Genomic DNA, 221 nt, shown 5'->3' with positions numbered 1-221 from the left:
CCGTGGCGTTACCGTTACTGTCGGTGGTCACCGTCTGGTCCGTGCCGTTCACCGTCACCGTGACGGCGGTATTTTTCAGGGGCTGACCGTCCGCGCCGGTGATCGGCAGCGTGGTGGTCGTGGTGCTGACACCGTCAGCCAGTGGCTGTGTCGTCGGGGCCGATGTTGTGCCCGCGGTGGCACCCGCCAGGTTCTGGGCGGCCGTATGGGTCAGGGTCACC

1 protein-coding gene is annotated in these 221 nt (G+C 67.4%); it reads left to right on the top strand.

Annotated features, from left to right (window positions below):
* Positions 1 to 221: hypothetical protein (locus M977_RS25660; RefSeq protein ID WP_167351128.1), on the top strand; the 221-nt coding region annotated here is incomplete at both ends.

Origin of the sequence: Buttiauxella gaviniae ATCC 51604, assembly GCF_001654835.1 — a bacterium.
GTDB lineage: Bacteria > Pseudomonadota > Gammaproteobacteria > Enterobacterales > Enterobacteriaceae > Buttiauxella > Buttiauxella gaviniae.
This window is presented reverse-complemented; position numbering and strand designations above follow the sequence as displayed.